Source organism: Nostoc linckia z4 (assembly GCF_002608075.1).
In the GTDB taxonomy this organism is placed as follows: domain Bacteria; phylum Cyanobacteriota; class Cyanobacteriia; order Cyanobacteriales; family Nostocaceae; genus Nostoc; species Nostoc linckia.
In genome coordinates, this window is sequence record NZ_LAHA01000036.1 from 17,426 (window position 1) to 31,660 (window position 14,235).

The 14,235-nt window shown below is 40.2% G+C and carries 12 protein-coding genes, 1 pseudogene and 1 riboswitch; of the genes and pseudogenes, 2 read left to right on the forward strand and 11 right to left on the reverse strand.

Annotated elements, in window-relative coordinates; all coding sequences use genetic code 11:
* Positions 1 to 5: 5 nt before the first annotated feature.
* A riboswitch (TPP riboswitch) is annotated at positions 6 to 102 on the reverse strand.
* Between the two features lie 166 nt (positions 103 to 268).
* Entirely contained in the window at positions 269 to 1,282 is a 1,014-nt protein-coding gene (locus VF06_RS24335; RefSeq protein ID WP_099069875.1) for an alpha/beta hydrolase, read from the reverse strand.
* Positions 1,283 to 2,335: 1,053 nt separating this feature from the next.
* Between VF06_RS24335 and VF06_RS24340 the strand changes: the two genes are divergently transcribed.
* On the forward strand, positions 2,336 to 4,282 hold the full coding sequence (locus tag VF06_RS24340; RefSeq protein ID WP_099069874.1) for an APC family permease: 1,947 nt from the start codon (positions 2,336 to 2,338) through the stop codon (positions 4,280 to 4,282).
* Between the two features lie 71 nt (positions 4,283 to 4,353).
* On the opposite strand, the gene VF06_RS24345 is transcribed toward VF06_RS24340, so the two are convergent.
* The 10 genes and pseudogenes from VF06_RS24345 to VF06_RS24390 all read right to left on the reverse strand — a co-directional run bounded on the left by VF06_RS24345 (position 4,354) and on the right by VF06_RS24390 (position 12,891).
* The gene (locus VF06_RS24345; protein WP_099069873.1) at positions 4,354 to 4,797 is read right to left on the reverse strand and encodes a hypothetical protein; all 444 of its coding nucleotides are present in this window, start codon (positions 4,795 to 4,797) and stop codon (positions 4,354 to 4,356) included.
* 290 nt (positions 4,798 to 5,087) lie between these two features.
* The gene (locus tag VF06_RS24350) at positions 5,088 to 5,678 is read right to left on the reverse strand and encodes a nucleotidyltransferase family protein (protein ID WP_099069872.1); all 591 of its coding nucleotides are present in this window, start codon (positions 5,676 to 5,678) and stop codon (positions 5,088 to 5,090) included.
* A 114-nt stretch (positions 5,679 to 5,792) separates the two neighbouring features.
* Entirely contained in the window at positions 5,793 to 6,752 is a 960-nt protein-coding gene (locus tag VF06_RS24355) for an XdhC family protein (protein WP_099069871.1), read from the reverse strand.
* A gap of 117 nt (positions 6,753 to 6,869) precedes the next feature.
* The gene (locus VF06_RS24360; protein WP_099069870.1) at positions 6,870 to 7,796 is read right to left on the reverse strand and encodes an ABC transporter permease; all 927 of its coding nucleotides are present in this window, start codon (positions 7,794 to 7,796) and stop codon (positions 6,870 to 6,872) included.
* Positions 7,765 to 8,694: a polysaccharide deacetylase family protein gene (locus VF06_RS24365; RefSeq protein WP_099069869.1), complete on the reverse strand. Its 930-nt coding sequence runs from the start codon at positions 8,692 to 8,694 to the stop codon at positions 7,765 to 7,767. The genes VF06_RS24360 and VF06_RS24365 overlap by 32 nt, the downstream gene beginning before the upstream one ends.
* 97 nt (positions 8,695 to 8,791) lie before the next feature.
* Entirely contained in the window at positions 8,792 to 9,373 is a 582-nt protein-coding gene (locus tag VF06_RS24370) for a Uma2 family endonuclease (protein ID WP_099069868.1), read from the reverse strand.
* 473 nt (positions 9,374 to 9,846) lie between these two features.
* The gene (locus tag VF06_RS24375) at positions 9,847 to 10,842 is read right to left on the reverse strand and encodes an ABC transporter permease (protein ID WP_244918133.1); all 996 of its coding nucleotides are present in this window, start codon (positions 10,840 to 10,842) and stop codon (positions 9,847 to 9,849) included.
* Between the two features lie 451 nt (positions 10,843 to 11,293).
* Positions 11,294 to 11,404, reverse strand: a pseudogene (locus VF06_RS42905) (peroxiredoxin); the annotation flags it as partial.
* Positions 11,405 to 11,416: 12 nt separating this feature from the next.
* Positions 11,417 to 11,854, reverse strand: coding sequence for a hypothetical protein (locus tag VF06_RS24385; protein WP_099069866.1), 438 nt, complete (start codon positions 11,852 to 11,854; stop codon positions 11,417 to 11,419).
* Positions 11,855 to 12,267: 413 nt separating this feature from the next.
* Entirely contained in the window at positions 12,268 to 12,891 is a 624-nt protein-coding gene (locus VF06_RS24390; protein WP_099069865.1) for a class I SAM-dependent methyltransferase, read from the reverse strand.
* Positions 12,892 to 12,985: 94 nt separating this feature from the next.
* Between VF06_RS24390 and hemH the strand changes: the two genes are divergently transcribed.
* Positions 12,986 to 14,152 carry a ferrochelatase gene (hemH, locus tag VF06_RS24395; protein ID WP_099069864.1) on the forward strand — a complete coding sequence of 389 codons (1,167 nt, stop codon included), beginning with the start codon at positions 12,986 to 12,988 and terminating at the stop codon, positions 14,150 to 14,152.
* Positions 14,153 to 14,235: the final 83 nt, after the last annotated feature.

A 14,235-nucleotide genomic window follows, 5' to 3' on the forward strand; every position in this document is an offset into this window, starting at 1 on the left:
TTGAATTCCTCAGTAAACAGCTTCCCTCCGCTGGTATTACCCAGACTCAGGTGTTAAGGGTGTGATCTCAGCCTGATGATGTAGGCACCCCTAGCATGGTTGTTGATTGTAGCACCTTGCTTATGGTTGCGATCGCAGGTGTTAACAATTCCTGAGGTGAGAAGTAGGGGGCAGGGGGTAAGGGAAAAGGTTAAAGGTTAAAGGGAAAAGGAATAAATTTAATCTTTCCCTTTCCCTTTACCCCTTTCCCTTTACCCCTTTCCCTCCTTCATTTATATGGATTAATGCACTTGAGATCCTCACAGCCAAAACCTTGAGTCATCATTGCAGATAGTTGTTGGGAAACTTGAGCATCGAGGTTTAATTCTCGCATAATTTGGTCAGAGGCTTGTCCTTGGGCAATTCGCTTTGCCATTTGCTCAAACTCTAGCCAAGTCAAATCACTTTCAACAAATGCTTTCGCAAGGGTAATTACTAATTCCTCATAATCATTGTCTTCTATTTTTGTCATCATTCGGTGTTCGATGTGCAGCGAATCATCGAAACAGTAATACCAGGATTTTGGTTGCTGGTTAAGTACTTTGAGGAAAAAATCCTGATGTTTGGAGCGACTAACAGCACTATCGGCTTCACTAGATACCATTAACATAGGGGCACAAACAGAGGTTTGAGCCTTTTCTAAAATCTCCTTTGCCAATTGAAGAAATATCCGTAACGCCGGAAGACGAAAACCTTTATAACCAAAATTCCCAGGTGCATCTTTGTTAAACCATTCAAAGTAAATGGGCAAGATCTCCATCAGTGCATCGAATATTGAGTAACGACTACCGAAAAAAGGCGCGAACAATAAAGTGCGGTCAATTTCCAAGGGATGTTCTAAACCTAACCAAGCAGCTAAAGTTCCACCTGATGATAATCCACCAATTACAACTTCTTTGCCTAATGTTTTTGCAATCTGCAACCATTCCAGAAGAAATTGTTGATATATCTGAATATCTGTTGGTAGTGGTGGAGGATTTTGACGACTCCAGTTGCCTGAACGCCCATGACCTGGTTGTAAAGGTATTAAAACGTTATATCCTTTGTTAAAGAAGGCTTTACCCAGCGGCTCAAACTGGTAAGGCCCTGCTGTAAAACCATGCAAAAACAAAAAAACTTTTGATGTGGAGTCAGGGTGAATCAAAAATTTAGAACGGCAAGCTTCATTTTTGAGACCTACTGTCGATTCTAGTTGGTGAACTTGCTCCAGGATTTCTACTGTTTTTTGAATGCCAATTTTCATTTATCGCTAAGCTATAAATTTTTGTAAACAACACAACCAGCGCAGAAATTAAAAAGTCTGGTCAAATGTTTATCATAGCAAGGTAAATGAAGGCCTCGGTTATTTCGGATAATCTAGCACTCACGAGTTAAAAGAGGATGGTTGTTTTGAGTGCGTTAATGACTTAAATTAGTACACAATTTACTCAAACGAGAAAGCAAAAGCTGATTTTACTTGAGGAAAACACCAAAATGAGAAAGCAAACTGGAATTTGAGAAAGCAAAAGTTATTTTTACTTAAGTAAAACAGGAAAACGAGAAAGCAAAAGCTGATTTTACTTAAGGAAAACACGAAAATGAGAAAGCAAACTGGAATTTGAGAAAGCAAAAGTTACTTTTACTTAAGTAAAACAAGAAAATGGCAAAGCAAACTGGCATTTGAGAAAGCATTTCCAAAAAATGAGAAAGAAATTAAGTATTTTACTTATTGAATTTGACTATAATTTATGTTTTTGATGAAGTAACTAAGTATGCACATCGGTGTAGAGGCAATACGGTTCGGTTAAAGGGGAAAAGGGAAAGGTTTCAAATACATACTTTACCCCTTACCCCTTAACCTTTTCCCAAACCACAAGGGAAGTTCAGCTTATCCGAACCGTATTGCGTGTAGAGGCGATCGCCAAGCATAACTGAGATGCAATCATCTATTAAGTTAAACTACGTCTTCGCAATCCATTCGCTATGGCAAGAGTTATATTCTTAATTATCTCAAATATCCTGCCGATCTTACTTAAAATATGAGCGATCGCATTTCTATGATTGCCAATAACCTTAATTTAACTGGTTTGGATCGAAGGTCAATTTCTGGTACATTTGATGATAGAGTTAGGGCTGTCAGCGTAGGTAAAATTGTTGACAAATAATTCTTTAGGCAGTGGCAAGAACGGGAGGAGAATAATAACTTCTAACTCCCAATTCTTAAGTTCTAACTCAGCACTCTTGCAAAACAGAGGGCACACCAAAAAAAGCAAAGATTATATCAGCCACTTTGACTTCTGCAATACAAGCATATTTGATGGCTAAATCAATTGTTTCAACAAAAAGGCTCAGCAAACAGTTCATCCGCTGGTTGCTGGAAGAAAATAGACAAAAGCGGCAAGGGCCTTTCCCCAAGGAAACATCACATCGCCAGCATCCTTGGTGGCAGGTGATGTGCTTGACTGGTGTAGATTATTTCTCGACTCTAGGCTATCAACCTGGAATTGCAGCACTGGCAGCTGGCGCTCTTTCTCCTGTGGCAACGCTGATTTTAGTTTTGCTGACGCTGTTTGGTGCATTGCCTATCTATAGACGCATTGCCGCCGAAAGTCCTCATGGAGAAGGATCTATCGCCATGTTAGAGCGTTTACTCTCCTGGTGGCAAGGCAAATTACTGGTATTGTGTCTACTGGGCTTCGTAGCAACGGACTTTATTATCACCATTACTTTATCGGCTGCTGATGCTACCGCCCATATTATCGAAAATCCCCTAGCTGCAAATTGGCTTCACGATCAAACTATCGCTATTACTTTGATATTAATTGCATTACTAGGGGCAGTTTTCTTGAGAGGTTTCAAAGAAGCCATCGGTATTGCAGTGTTGTTAGTGGGAGTTTATTTGCTGCTCAACTTGATTGTGGTTAGCGTCGGCTTGTATCATATCGTAGCTCGCCCACAAGCGATCGCCGATTGGCAAACTGCCTTATTTGCCCGCAATTCTAATCCTTTGTTACTCGTCGGTTTAGCTCTTTTGGTATTTCCCAAATTAGCGCTGGGATTATCAGGCTTTGAAACTGGCGTCACCGTTATGCCCTTGGTTAAAGGTAGTAGCAGCGACACTCATCAGTATCCTAGAACCAGGATTCAGAATACACGTAAGCTGCTGACTACTGCTGCTGTGATTATGAGTTTCTTTTTACTCACCAGTAGTTTTATAACTAGTCTACTGATTCCCGCCCCAGAATTTGCAGAGGGAGGCAAAGCCAACGGACGCGCCCTTGCTTATTTAGCCCATCTTTATTTAGGCAATAGCTTTGGTACAATTTACGATTTAAGCACGATTTCTATTTTGTGGTTTGCTGGTGCATCAGCAATGGCGGGACTACTAAATATTGTGCCTCGTTATTTGCCGCGCTATGGTATGGCTCCCAATTGGGCACGAGTCAGCCGACCTTTAGTGTTAGTGTATACAGCGATCGCTTTTATTGTCACAATCATTTTTCGAGCTAATGTCGAAGCTCAAGGCGGGGCTTATGCAACTGGCGTGTTAGTGTTGATTACCTCAGCCGCCTTTGCCGTCACCTTATCAGCTCGCCGTCACCGAGAGAAGCGCGCAACCTTGATCTTTGGCATCATTACAGTGTTGTTTGTGTATACCACTGTAGTTAATATCATCGAAAGACCAGAAGGGATTCGCATTGCTGCATGTTTTATCGGTGGAATCATTTTCACTTCCTTGATTTCTCGCGTTTGGCGTTCCACTGAACTGCGAGTCGAGCGAATTGAAATTGATGATATTGCCCAGCAATTCATCGCCGAAGAAAGCCGGGGAGCAATACGAATAATTGCTAATCGTTTGAATACAGGGGATATCGAAGAGTATTCTTACAAAGAGAAAGAGGTACGCGAAGACAACCACATACCAACCGACGATCCAATTTTGTTTTTAGAAATTCTAGTGTCAGATGCTTCGGAATTTGCCGAGGTGATTAAAGTCAAAGGCGTGCAAGTTGGAGATTATCGCATTTTACGTGCCCAGAGTGCCGCAGTACCCAATGCCATCGCCGCTTTATTATTGTACATTCGCGATCGAACAGGTAAAATTCCCCATGCTTACTTCGGTTGGGTAGAGGGAAACCCCATACAATACTTACTGCGTTTTATTTTATTTGGTGAAGGTGATATAGCCGTCCTCACCCGTGAAGTACTCCGTCGCGCTGAAAAAAATCCCGAAAGCCGTCCTGGCGTGCATGTTGGAGGATGAAGGAATGAACGGGGAATAGGCAACAGACAACCAATAACTTTTCTTATTGCCTATTGCCCATTGCCTAGTGCCTATTTACTGAAAGCGTCCTTAATGTTATCAACAGTGCGTTGAACAGCATTTTTGGTATCGTCTACTGCCTTTTGTGTGCGAGCTGCATCTTCATCTGCTCTTTGTTGGATGCGGGCTGCATCTCTTTGTGCCTTGCGGCCAACAAAGCTACCATTATCCGTTGCTTCGTCTACTTTATTAGCATTGCTTCTTGCTGCTTCTTTGAGCTTATCTCGTGTATCTCGGACGAAATTTTTGGTGCGTCCAGCATCTTCACTAGCTTTACCTTTAGCATCATCCAAATCAGCAGATGCAATTAAGTTTGTTGTTGGACTAGCCATTGCTGAGTTATTGACAACAAATCCACCATGCCAAATAAAAGCGATCGCTGATACACAAAACAATGTTGTAGCTACCCAACGTCCTACAACAGAAAGCCCCTTTGTAAAATAATTCAGTTTCATAGAACACAATGTCCGTTTGCTTTTGTACTTTATATTTACTCCATCTGGTTCATGAGCCAAATCACTCCCAAGATAGAGGTTATGTCATCATAAGTTATCAAAAAAATTCGCTCTTTTAATAGATTTCAATAGTACTCAATTAAGCCTAAAGTTAATAGCAGAACATTTCAAACTTTTGCTATATTTTCTCATTACCACAACTGTCCATCAAAATGGGCTTCATAACTCCTCGACTCAAAAAACTCCGCGAACCTCTGCGTTAACCTTTGCGAACCTTTGCGTTAAAAAAATTAAGCTTTCGTACACAATCCCAAATGAATTTGATAAACTTCTGGCGTATTGATATCTAATAAAACAGAAGATTCATCAAACTCTACCTTGCAAATTTCCTGATAAAATTCTTGGATAACTTGACGTAAACCGAGAGTCTCTTCTCGAATATTTTCTAAATGCGATCGCATTTGATTATCAAATAACAATGGATGCCCCATTTTGCCTTGATACGTCGGTGCAGTAATCAACGCTGAATTATTTTCGTGTGCTAGTAATAATGTTTGGTAAATTTCTAATTTTCTCGGTTGGTCAACTGCTGAAATTGCCAACACATCAAAGTCTTGGGGAACATGTTTGAACCCTGCCAAAATCGAGGTTGTTTTCCCCGCATTACTATGAGGATTAATTACACTTAAACTCCCAACAAGACAATCTTTTTGTTTGTGGCTATTGTGTAAACCTAGCACTACCACAGGGGTAAAACCTAAACTTAACCACTGTTCTAGTTGATAAGTTAATAATGTTTTACCTGCACCCCAAGGAAGTGAAGTTTTACAAGTACCCATGCGGGTAGATTTTCCGGCTGCAAGAACAATAGCAAAGTTCACAAATTAAATATAAGACTCCTATTTACAGCGTTTTATCAAGTGGCCATACGCCCTCACAATTCCCGAATTTCTCACCTTATTTATGATAAAAAGCAAGCCTTGATTCCCCATTCCCTACTCCCTAGATAAAAAATTTCCCGTTCCACCACGGCGCACTTTAATTAATTCAGCACAAATACTAACAGCAATCTCTTCTGGTGTTAAAGCACCAATATCCAAACCAATTGGTGCATATATTTGATTAAAAAATTCAGTTGAACAACCTTCAGCTTGCAGTGTTTTATATACAGTGTTGACTCGCTTTTTGCTACCAATCATCCCAATATATGGCAATTGATAATTAGATAATAGCCGTAAAGCAGCTAAATCTTGGAGATAACCTCTAGTAACTAAAGCAACATATAAATTAGTATTTTTATTTAATATTTCTTGAATTGAGTCGATGGGTTCCGCTAGCACCAGCGATGCATCGGGAAATCTTGCTTTTGTGGCAAAATCAGGGCGATCGTCTTGTACAATAACTTGAAAACCTGCTATTTTAGCTATTTGCGCTAGGTAAATTGCAATATGTCCTCCACCAATAATTAAAAGTCTTGGCGGTGGTACTAAAGTTTCAATTAATCCTGTGTTGTGTAATGATGCAATTACGTTTGTTTCTGGGATTAAATAAGGTTTTTCATCTGTATTAAATGGAGTGATAATTGTTGCCGAATATCCAGATGTTAATTTATCTATAATTTTATTGACTAAATTTAAGCTTTGAGAGCCTGACCACAATTCCAATAATACCTGCATTGTGCCGCCACAAACACCTTGAGTTTCTCGTTGAAGTACGCCAGATAAATCGATTTCTACAAATTGCTTTTTACCGATTTTTAGTAATTGCAAAGCTTGTTGATAAACTTTTGCTTCCCCAGCACCACCGCCAATTGTTCCCACGGTTTTACCATCAGCATCAACGAACATTTTCGCGCCTACTTCTCTGGGTGTGGAACCTTTCGTATTAGTGACAGTGGCTAGAACTGCCGCACTATTTTTTAATGTTTTTGCTAGTTGTTGGTAGAACTCAAGCACATGATTAGTAATCTCTAATTAACTATTTAAATGAAGTTGAATCACTGAAAACTTAAAAATCTATCTTTTTGGAAATCACCCTTATTACACTAACCCTAAATCACCAATGACTAATAACTAATGACTAGATCTAAAAGATTGTCCTAATGATGCAGGCGTCTCTAATTTTATGCGTGTATTATCTCGTGAGATAAACACTAATACCAAGATAGTAACTAGGTAAGGTAAAGAAGACAAAATATCAGGAGAAATATTAACTCCTAATCCTTGGAGTATTAATTGTATAGCACCAACGCCGCCAAATAAGTATGCACCAAGAAGGATTCTCTCAGGTTTCCATGTGGCAAACACAACTAATGCGATCGCAATCCATCCTCGTCCACCAGTTATATTTTCCGTCCAGAGGGGCGTATATGCAAGGGAAAGATAACCCCCCGCTAACCCAGCCATGGCCCCACCAAACATTACCGCCAAATAACGAACTCTGTTAACAGGTAAACCCAAAGCCTCAGCAACATCAGGTGACTCGCCAATACTCCGCAACACTAAACCCGCGCGGGTACTTCGTAAAAACCACCAAACCGCTATCACTAAAACGACTGAAGCATACACCAAAATATCTTGATGAAATAAAACTTCACCCAAAAGCGGAATAGATTTTAAAATCGGGATGTCAACAGGTTGTATTCCGGTAATTGTCTTACCCACATAACCTGTACCAATAAAAGCGCTGAGTCCGGAACCAAAAATACTTAGGGCTAAACCTGTTGCCACTTGGTTGGCAGTTATAGTAATTGTTAATAATCCATGAATGAGAGCGATCGCTATTCCCGATATGATTGCGATGGATAATCCAAAGTAAATATTATCTGTTACTGAAGCAGCAATAAAACCAGCCACAGCTCCAACTAACATCATTCCTTCAACACCAAGGTTTAACACCCCTGATTTTTCAGTGATTAATTCACCTAATGCTGCAAAAATCAGAGGTGTTGCTGCTCGTATGCTATCACTAATGATGAAACTGATGGTTTGGATATTCATGATTTGTGACTATAGGTGATACTGGTGTGACCAAATTTTTTTCTTGGGCTTGTATTTCCAGTAGTTCGGGTATTGTCACAAATTTATAACCTTGTGCCTTTAAACCATCGATAATTTGCGGTAAAGCTTGGACAGTGCGAGAACGATTTCCGCCACCATCATGCATTAGTACAATTGCTCCTGGTTTGGCATTTTTTAGTACATTTTTGACCATCTTTGCCACTTGAGGTGAAGGACGTTCAGCGTCTCCCAATACTTCTGACCACATAATGACAGTATATTTCTGAGTTTTAGCATAGTCGGCTAATCCATTATTTAAAAAGCCACCAGGGGGACGAAAGAGAGTAGTTTTCACTCCTGTAGTTTGATAGATGATGTCTGCTGTAGTATTTATTTCATTAGCCGCACTCACTACATTCATACGGCGATAGGAATGATGCCATGTATGGTTACCAATTACCTCCCCATCAGCTGCAACTTGCTTGGCAACCTGGGGAAAGTATTTTACCATTTGCCCAATCATAAAAAACGTAGCTTTAATCTGATTTTTCTGTAAAATTTCTAATATCTGCGCTGTATTTTTAGGACTGGGACCATCATCAAAAGTGAGGGCGATGACTTTTTCAGTTGGTTTGAGTTTCCCTTGATAAATAACTGTTCCCTGAAATTTGTTCGGTACTTGATTTATTTGATTTGCTGTTGAAAAGACAGCTTGTGCAGAGCCAATGATTGCTTTATCATGACTTACTTTCTCTTTTTCACCTTTTAACGGTTGAATTCCCAATAAATAATTAAGTTTTGTTGTATCTAGCAGCAAACTTATACCTAAAGTTGTAGTACAAGTCGCTAACGTAATAATTATCAATTTTAAACTTACAGATAATTTTTCCTTAGACACATTCAATCTCCTCACTTTATTATTTTTGATTATAATTTGCCATTCATAACTAGCTAATACATATTTATTACAGCTTACAACAACATCAGGTATGCTTTTAGTATATTTCTGTTTCTAAGACAACACCTTCATACAGCAATTCTATAGGAAACTCAAATTCAATGCTTGATAAGGTGATGGTATCTCCAGCAGTATAACGACAATAAAGCCACATTCTTCCTTCTCCCCGACAGTAACGCTCAACGGAGATTTTTTCGGAGTCAATCAAGATATATTCCTGTAAACTGGGGATTGTCAGATAGTAAGTGAATTTTTCCCCTCTATCTTTAGCACTTGTACTAGGAGAAAGAACTTCGACAAGCAACTTGGGGTTTTGAATAAATTTGCGGGCGTTGATGTCTTGAGGGTCACAACTGACGATAACATCAGGATAGTAGTACTGATTCTGAAAATTGGCTTGCACTTTTACATCTGACACATTCACTCGGCAACCCCTAGAACGCAGATGAGGACGTAGAGCAGTGTAGAGATTTAAAGCAATGTCATTGTGGGGAATTGTACCACCTGTCATGGCAAACACTTCGCCATAGACATATTCATAGCGAACGTCTTGCTGAGGTTCCCATTCCAGATATTCCTCAACGGTCATTTTTTGGGGTTGCTGGGGGATGGCTATCATACCAAGATTTTATAAGCTTGGATTGATTGTAGCTAAATAGTGCTAATTAATAAGTTTTTAACTAATTTAGAATTTACGCAAAAACTCTTTGAAACTCTTATTCCTCCGTGTCCTCTGTCTTGAAAAGTTCAGATGCCTGCGGCAACCCCTTCGGTGTACGCCGGAAGCCGGCGCTCCGACTTTTCGCTGCGTTCTCTGTGGTAGCCTGCGGTAAGCCGCTGACGCTCCTTCTCTGCGAGACGCTGCGCGAACGTCGCTACCGCTTCGCTAATGCGTCTACGATTTTCCGTTATACCAATTCACCAAAATATTGATACACATACAATAACCTGTAGGGGCGAACGGCTGTTAGCCCTTACGCTTGTATTTGTATCATTTATAAAGTGAAATGGTACTACCTGTGCGTAATTCCTGTAATTCACAAGTCAGGAGTCAGAATTGATAATTCATCATTTAGACTAGGAAATTAATCTTCATTTAATTATTAATCTGTTGTAAATTAGTATGTCTGCTGCTAAAACAAAAAAGAATAAAATACCTTGAAACATTCCAGCTAAAGCTAAAGGAAGTCCCAATTTAATTTGTACTAATTCGCTGCCTACATACAAAAGTGCTATGAGTAAACTAGATAAAATAATACCCAGTGGATTTAATCTACCGATAAAAGCAGCAATAATAGCAGTGTAGCCGTAACCAGGAGAAATACTAGGGCGTAGTTGACCAATAGGGCCTAACACTTCGCAAACACCAGCTAAACCTGCTAAGCCACCGCTAATGAGGAGAGTTAGCCAGATAATGCGATCGCTATCTATCCCAGCATATACCGCAGCCTTAGCACTAGAACCAATTACCCGGACGCTGAAACCAAAAAACGTTTGTCGCAATACTCCCCAAATTAACACAGCCGCCACAACTGCGAAAATTACACCTAAATGCAACCTTGTACCAGCAATTAATGGTTGTAAGCTAGCAAATTTACTAAAAGGTGCAGATTCAGGAAAGTTAAATCCTTGGGGATCTTTTAATACCCCATGTACCAAATAATTTAAAACAGAAATTGCTATATAATTTAACATCAAACTTGTAAGAATTTCGTTCGTATTAAATCTCACCTTCAGCCAAGCAGAAATACCTGCCCAAATAGCACCACCCAACACGCCAGCAATTAAGCTCAGTAGCAATAAACTATAATTATTAATACTAGGAAAACCTAAAGCTACAGCACTACCACAAATCGCGCCGATAGTAAACTGTCCTTCTGCACCAATATTCCACACCTTACCTTGAAAACACACCGATAAACCAACAGCAATTAATAAAATTGGTGCTGCCTTGACAGTTAATTCTGACAATCCATAAAAGTTGGTTAAAGGCGAAATTAATAAAGTTTGTAAAGTAGCGATCGGCGGCTTACCCAGTGAATAAAATAATATAAATCCCAGAATCACCGTTGCCAGTATTGCAACCATAGGTGATAAAACTTGCCATATTTTCGACGGGACACTACGGGGTTCAAGTTGAATGAGCATAAATGTAAATTAGAAACTATTTATAAAGTAAATCTTAAGTAGTGGGGTGGCAAAGCTAAAATAGACTTCTTGCAGAAGTCGGGAAAAGGAGAAGGGGAAAGGGGGAAAGGTTTGGTATTTTTCCTTTACCCTTTAACCTTTTCCCTTTTCCCACCTCTTGCAAAAAGTACTTTTGCAAGAGGTCTAATGTAGCCAAAAATTGTAGGTTGGGGCAGCCCTGCGTTGGACGGGTTAAGAGGCTTGTAACGCTAACGCGGAACTCATAGGGTAGCAAGTGGCGTTTGAACGAAGTGAAACCCAACACCGACTAAGTACGGTAAAACCATTTTGGCAATAAAAAAACCCGCATAAACGGGTTAATTGTTAGTTCATATTGTCAATCTTGAGAAACTTATACGGCAGAGAAGTAACTTTTAGATTTGACGCCATCGGGAACCATTGTTCGATCTCCTTCTTGCCAACCTGCTAGACAAACTTCATCAAGATGAGTTTGCACGTATTCAGGTATTAAAAATTAGCTATTTTCGATTATACGGTTGATGAATTCAAATGCTTGTGAGGGGTAATTTGGATTAATATATATTCCCTGTAACGGTCGACCGTTTTTGACGACAGTAATTCCTGGGAAAGGTGGGTATATTCGTGGTGCGAGAATAGTGTTGTAAATGTATCCATTCTCTTCAGCACTGCCTACAGCAAGTTTGTATTTATCACCATAAGTCTTTTCAACTTCAGATTTTAACTTTGTTTTGACATCTTCAGGGAACGCATCCGAAACCAAAAGTACAATTACAGTCTTGTCGGATTTTAATAATTCGCTTTCAAAATTTCCTTCATTAACGGTCACCCAATTAGCCGCCATCGCTGGTGATGGCAAAAACATCAAGGTACTTACAACCACAACTAACAACACTGATACTAAGCGTCGTCCGAATTTAGCAATACTTTTCATGATTTTCTCTACGTAAATCGAAAACTTCGTAAAGAACTTAACATGACTGAAAAACAGATGCAAGGACAGTTAAGACACTTAAGCAGAAATATAAGGACAGATAAGACACTTAAGCAAAAATATATTGCGATTAGTGGTCTATTAAGTTTGAATTGATGGATAAATTCGGTTAAGTTGGAGGCGAAGATCTTCTGTAGTAAATCGCTAGTCGATGTCTGTGAGTTGTTCCGTGAGCGATAAATTTTAGTATCAGAACTTTGGCCTCCTGTTTTTAATTGAGATAGTGTGAGTCTGGTAGATTGTGCGCGAGTACCAACTCACGGCCTATCGCAAAAGTTTTGAGAGGTTTGTAGTAAGCACTTTAGTGCTTAAAAAAGCAAAGACTAAAGTCCTGAATACAAACGCCCCATTTTTTACTTCTTTGCTTGTATAACTTGCAAACTACCACCTGCATACAAAGTTGGCTTACCCACCTCAAACCCAGTTTCTGTTAACAAACCAGGTAAATCAGTTTTTAATAATTCCCAAGCCGTTTCTGTCTCAAACAACAACAAAAATAGTGATACTCCAGGCCAAAATATGGGATTTGTGGGAGCGTGAAAATCTATCAGAGTAAATACTCCTCCTGGCTTCAACACCCGATAAACTTCATTAATAATCTTTCGTAATTGCTGGGGTTGCATTTCGTGTAGTGCAGCGCTGGTATGCACCACATCAAACAGATTATCTGCAAATGGCATTTCCTCAGCAAAAGCTTGCACGTAAGAAGCTGATGGTACATTTTGCCGTGCCCGTTGCAAGGAAAAAGGCGAAGCATCTAGTCCTGTTACATTTTGTGACAGTTTTACCAAAAATTGTGTTGTTTGGCCACTACCGCAACATAAATCTAAAACCTGAGTAGCTGAGTCAATTGTTAAGCCTTGCAAAGCAAGTTGTCGAAAACGACCTTCACCACCTACACTTAAGGCTGCTAAACGAGAAATACCGTCATATAACCACTGATAGCGGTAACTCCAATCTCTTAAAATTGTTGCCATTGCATATTTCCTTGCTATTAAGCTTTATATTTAATAAAGATATATTGTTAACATTAGTAAAAAACCTGAAAAGTATCGGGGGAAAGTAACTGCTATGGGTCGTGTAGGCGTCTTATTACTCAATCTCGGTGGCCCCGATAAGCTAGAGGATGTGGGGCCGTTTTTGTACAACCTATTTTCCGATCCGGAAATTATTCGCCTACCGTTTCGTTGGTTGCAAAAACCCCTAGCTTGGTTCATAGCCACCCGACGAACCAGAACATCTCAAGAAAATTATAAGCAAATTGGTGGCGGTTCCCCACTGCGGCGGATTACAGAAGCCCAAGGTGAAGCCCTCAAAGAACAATTAAGTTATTTAGGGCAACAAGCTAATATTTATGTGGGAATGCGTTACTGGCATCCGTATACAGAAGAAGCGATCGCCCAGCTTACCCAGGATAATGTAGAACAGCTGGTAATCTTGCCACTTTATCCCCAGTTTTCTATCAGTACCAGTGGTTCCAGCTTCCGGCTTTTAGAAAAGCTTTGGCAACAAGACCCCAAACTTCAACGCATTGATTACACCGTCATTCCTTCCTGGTACAAACAATCAAGCTACCTGCAAGTAATGGCGGAACTCATAGCCCAAGAACTCGAACAATTTCCCAACCCAAATGACGTTCATATCTTCTTCAGCGCTCACGGAGTCCCCAAAAGCTACGTTGAAGAAGCAGGCGACCCCTACCAACAAGAAATTGAGGAATGTACTGCCTTAATTATGGAGACCCTCAATCGACCCAATGCCCACACCTTGGCTTATCAAAGTCGCGTCGGCCCAGTGGAATGGCTGCAACCTTATACTGAGGATGCCCTGAAAGAACTAGCCGCACAAGGTGTGAAAGATTTGGTAGTCGTACCCATCAGTTTTGTTTCAGAACACATTGAGACACTACAAGAAATCGATATTGAATATCGAGAAGTGGCAGAAGAAGCAGGAATTCACAACTTCCGTCGCGTACCAGCTCCCAATACCCATCCAGTATTTATTAACGCACTAGCCGAATTAGTGATTGATGCGCTGAAAAACCCCAGTTTCAAGCTGTCCCAAGCAGCCCAAATGAAAAAAATGGTGAAAATGTATCCCCAAGAACGTTGGGAGTGGGGTCTCACCACTAGCGCCGAAGTGTGGAACGGTCGCATTGCCATGCTGGGCTTCATTGCCTTAATCATCGAGCTGATTACCGGTCAGGGTATATTGCATATGATTGGAATATTGCAATAAAGGGGAAAGGGTAAAGGGTAAAGGGTAAAGGGGAAAGGGGAAAGGGTAAAGGGTAAAGGGTAAAGGGTAAAGGGTAAAGGGTA

What these genes read in the sequence shown, in the direction of transcription:
- VF06_RS24335 (WP_099069875.1), bottom strand. Translation starts at nt 1,282, where the DNA reads ATGAAAATTGGCATTCAAAAAACAGTAGAAATCCTGGAGCAAGTTCAC.
- VF06_RS24375 (WP_244918133.1), bottom strand. Translation starts at nt 10,842, where the DNA reads ATGGTTGCAATACTGGCAACGGTGATTCTGGGATTTATATTATTTTAT.
- VF06_RS24370 (WP_099069868.1), bottom strand. Translation starts at nt 9,373, where the DNA reads ATGATAGCCATCCCCCAGCAACCCCAAAAAATGACCGTTGAGGAATAT.
- VF06_RS24340 (WP_099069874.1), top strand. Translation starts at nt 2,336, where the DNA reads ATGGCTAAATCAATTGTTTCAACAAAAAGGCTCAGCAAACAGTTCATC.
- VF06_RS24360 (WP_099069870.1), bottom strand. Translation starts at nt 7,796, where the DNA reads ATGAATATCCAAACCATCAGTTTCATCATTAGTGATAGCATACGAGCA.
- VF06_RS24385 (WP_099069866.1), bottom strand. Translation starts at nt 11,854, where the DNA reads ATGAAAAGTATTGCTAAATTCGGACGACGCTTAGTATCAGTGTTGTTA.
- hemH (WP_099069864.1), top strand. Translation starts at nt 12,986, where the DNA reads ATGGGTCGTGTAGGCGTCTTATTACTCAATCTCGGTGGCCCCGATAAG.
- VF06_RS24390 (WP_099069865.1), bottom strand. Translation starts at nt 12,891, where the DNA reads ATGGCAACAATTTTAAGAGATTGGAGTTACCGCTATCAGTGGTTATAT.
- VF06_RS24345 (WP_099069873.1), bottom strand. Translation starts at nt 4,797, where the DNA reads ATGAAACTGAATTATTTTACAAAGGGGCTTTCTGTTGTAGGACGTTGG.